At 68.4% G+C, this 4,058-nt stretch carries 2 protein-coding genes; both read right to left on the minus strand.

The genetic code is table 11. From position 1 onward, the window contains the following. Nucleotides 1–841 (minus strand): hypothetical protein (locus ACEN88_RS25980; protein ID WP_413344317.1); only part of this gene is annotated, 841 nt, incomplete at its 3' end. 87 nt (nucleotides 842–928) lie between these two features. Then, on the minus strand, nucleotides 929–4,018 hold the full coding sequence (locus ACEN88_RS25985; protein ID WP_413344319.1) for a hypothetical protein: 3,090 nt from the start codon (nucleotides 4,016–4,018) through the stop codon (nucleotides 929–931). Nucleotides 4,019–4,058: the final 40 nt, after the last annotated feature.

A 4,058-nucleotide genomic window follows, 5' to 3' on the forward strand; every position in this document is an offset into this window, starting at 1 on the left:
CGGCCAGCGCCGCCTCGCGCGCCGCCTCGGCCGCCTTGCGTTCGCGGTCGACGGCGGCCAGGTGTTCCAGCCGCGACTTGGTGGCGGACAGGCTGTCCCGGAAATGCAGCAGGCCCAGCGACAGGCCGAGGATGCCGCAGGCGATCCAGGCGAACACCAGGCCCATGAGCAGCGCCGTCTTCGAGATCCACTTGCCGTGGAAGCGGAGCGAGCGCACCTCGAGCGTGATGGTCTGCCCCTGCGGGACGGCGCCCGTCGACAATTCCACGGCCGTCACGCGGTCGAGCCGGGGATAGCTCTTGGACAGCGGGATCTTGTGCGTGCTGCGCCACCAGTCGGCGGTGCGCAGGACGTTCATCGGAATCGTGAACGGGGTCGCCTGCCGCGACAAGTCGATTTCCGCTTCGTTGAAGCGCTGCGAATTCCAGTCGCCGAGGGTGGAGAACTCCGGCTCGAAATTCATCAGGTGCAGCTTGATGATACGCGGCGACCGCCCCATGTAGCGCAGGTCGAAATCGATCGAGTCGAACCCGGACAGATCGATCCCCTTGCCGGGCCGGCCCAGCAGGAACTGCAGCTTGCAGAAGCCGTAAGTCGCGGCCGTGCCCAGCGCGCACCGCATGACGATCGCATCGGGGGTGCGCTCCAGGATGCCCACCGAGTTGCCGCCCAATTCGGGCCGGTCGTCCGCGACCCGGGCGCCGTGCGGCTGGCCGGGCGAGATCTCGATGGTCCTGACCATCCCGTAGTGCTGCCAGACCAGCAGCGCCGGCGTCGCCAGCAGCAACAGGATGATCAGGTAATAGCTGATCCTCGTCGGGCGGGAGAGCGACTGGTTCATTGGGGACCCACGGTTCCTGGACTGGTCATCGGGCAACGATGGTCCAGTATATACCCAGGAAGTCCGCGGGAACCGGCCCGCTCTGCCTCAGATCACCATGAAGTCCGTGCTGGCCAGCGCCAGGTTGACGCCGACGATGGCGAACTTGACGGCCGCGCCCGCACCCGAACCGTCCGCGTCGTAGTACAGGGCGCCGCTGGCCTTGTCGTACTGGATGTAGTCGTCCGCATCGAGGGCCGCCGAACCGATCACCCTGAAATTGTTGGCACCGAGCGTCCCCGTGGCCGCCAGCTTCGTGAAGATCGCGTTTTCCAGCCGGAGCTTGTCCTCCCCTTTCGAGAAGTCCTCGATCCGGACGACATTGGCCGTGGCGCTCAGCGCCGTCGTGAAGACGAACGCGTCGCTGCCCGCGCCGCCGAACAGCACGTCGTTGCCGCCCATGCCGTTGAGGACGTCGCTGCCCTCGCCGCCATGGATGACGTTGACGCCGGCGTTGCCGGACAGGGTGTCGTTGTAGTCCGACCCGATCAGGTTTTCGATGTTGACCACGGTGTCCGCGCCGGAGATCCCCGCCGCAGTCGTCTTCACGCCGGCCGCGCCCAATGCCAGCGTGACACCGGCAGTGCCGGACGTGGTGGCCGTTTCGAACGACAGCGTGTCGATGCCCGCGCCGCCGTCGATCGCGTTTACGCCGGAACCGGCGATGATCAGGTTGGCCAGCGCATTGCCGGTGCCGTTGATGGTCCCGCCCAGCAGGATCAGGTTCTCGACGTTGAGGCCCAGCACATGGCTGGCCGACGCCACGACCTCGTCGATCCCGCCCGCCGCGGATGCGTTGGTCTCGATCACGATGTCGCCGGCATTGTCGACGTAGTACGTGTCGCTGCCGTCGCCGCCGCCCAGCGTGTCGCTGCCGCTCCCGCCGTCCAGGGTGTCGTCGCCGGCATCGCCGTTGAGCCGGTCGGCACCGCCGCCGCCCGCGAGCACGTCGTCGCCGGCGCCGCCCATCAGGGCATTGTCGGCGCCATTGCCGGTCAGCTTGTCGGCGAAGCGCGAACCCGACACATCCTCGATGCTGACGAGCGTATCGGTGTTGCCCCAGTTGTCGGTCGCGACGCTGGTGGCCAGGTTGACTTTCACGCCCGCGCCGGTGATCGGGAGTGCGCCGTAGTCGTTGGTGTACGAGACGAGGTCGCGGCCGTCGCCGCCGTCGATCGTGTCGTTGCCGGTCCCGCCCGCGAACGCGTCGACGCCGCTGCCGCCCTGCAGGACGTCGCTGCCGTTGCCGCCGTCGAGCCAGTCGTTGCCGTCGCCGCCCGCCAGCGTGTCGTTGCCGTCCTGGCCGAACAGGTCGTTGTCGCCCGCGCTGCCCGTGATGAAGTCGCCATAGCGCGAACCGGCGACGGCTTCGATGCCGACGAGCTTGTCTGTGTTGCCCCAGTTGTCGGTCGCGACACCGGTCGCCAGGTTGACGACGACGCCCTTCCCGGTCGGCGCGATGCTGCCGTAGTCGTTGTCGTAGATGACGTTGTCGCGGCCATCGCCGCCGTCGATCGTGTCGTTGCCCGCGCCGCCGGACAGTTGGTCCGTACCGATGCCGCCCAGCAGGCTGTCGTTGCCGGCGCCGGCGTCGAGCCAGTCGTTGCCCGCGCCGCCGGTGAGCGTATCGTTGCCGTCGTCGCCGTAGAAACTGTTGTCGTTGGCGTCGCCGGTCAGGACGTCGCCGTAGCGCGAGCCGGACACGTCCTCGATGCTGACGAGCTTGTCCGTGTTGCCCCAGTTGTCGGTCGCGCTACCGGTCGCCAGGTTGACGATGACGCCCTTGCCCGTCGGCGCGATGGCGCCGAAGTCGTTGAAATAGGTGACGCGGTCGCGGTCGGCGCCGCCGTCGATCGTATCGTTGCCGGCGCCGCCCGACAGCTGGTCCATGCCGAGGCCGCCCAGCAGGCTGTCGCCGCCGGCGCCCCCGTCGAGCCAGTCGCTGCCGGCGTCGCCGGAGATCGTGTCGTTGCCGTCGTCGCCGTTCAGGCTGTTGTCGGCCGCGTTGCCGGTCAGCGTGTCGGCATAGCGCGAACCGGACACGTCCTCGATGCTGACGAGCTTGTCCGTGTTGCCCCAGTTGTCGGTCGCCACGCCCGTGACCAGGTTCACCGCCACGCCCTTGCCGGTGAGCCCGGTGCCGGGATACTCGTTGTTGTAGTTGACGCGGTCGCGGTCGGCGCCGCCGTCGAGCGTGTCGTTGCCGGCGCCGCCCGTCAGCTGGTCGAAGCCGAGGCCGCCCACCATGCTGTCGGCACCGTTGCCGCCGTCGAGCCAGTCGTTGCCGGCATCGCCGGAGATCGTGTCGTTGCCATCCTCGCCGCGCAGGTTGTTGTCGACCGCATTGCCCGTGATGGCGTCGCCGAAGCGCGAGCCGGACACGTCTTCGATGTTCAGGAGCGTATCCGTGTGGCCCCAGTTGTCCGTCGCGATGCCGGTGGCGAGGTTGACCTTGACGCCCAGCCCCGTGACCGCCACGTTCACGGTGCCGTCGAAGGTGTCGTCCATGTAGTTGGCCGTGTCGCGGCCGGCGCCGCCGTCGATCGTGTCGTTGCCGCTGCCGCCAAAGAAGGTGTCGCTGGCGTTGCCGCCCGTGATCCTGTCGTTGCCGCCGCGCGCGAACACGTAGCCGCCCTGGTCCGACAACTGGATGATGTCCGCGCCCGCGCCCGTGTGGATGTTGCGGATGCCGGTCAGCGTGTCGCTGCCGACGTCCGCGCCGGTGGCGACGCCGGTCCGCAGGTTGATGGTGACGCTGGTGGTGATGCCCTCGTACATGACGACGTCGTCGCCGCCGCCGCCGTTGACGGTGTCGTTGCCCTTGCCCGGGCGGAACCAGTTCTGGCCGGCCGAGCCGACCAGTGTATCGGCGAATGCGGAGCCGGTGATGTGCTCGATGCCGACCAGCGTGTCCGTGTTGCCCCAATTGTCCCTGGCGGTGCCCGCTGCCAGGTTGACCGACACGCCGGCCGGGCCGGCCGAATAGTCGACGGTGTCGCCGTACGCGCCGTTGGCGCCGCCATCCATCGTGTCGTTGCCGGCGCTGCCGACGAGGACGTCGTCGCCGGCGCCGCCCGTCATCGAATCCGCGCCCGCGGTGCCGACCAGGCGGTCGTTTTTGGTGTGTCTTTTTAACATCTGGCGCGGGCGCCGAATAGAGAGGGGGTGATGTGGGGGG

The organism is Massilia sp. CT11-108 (assembly GCF_047302915.1).
Classification (GTDB): Bacteria; Pseudomonadota; Gammaproteobacteria; order Burkholderiales; family Burkholderiaceae_D; genus Telluria; species Telluria orientalis.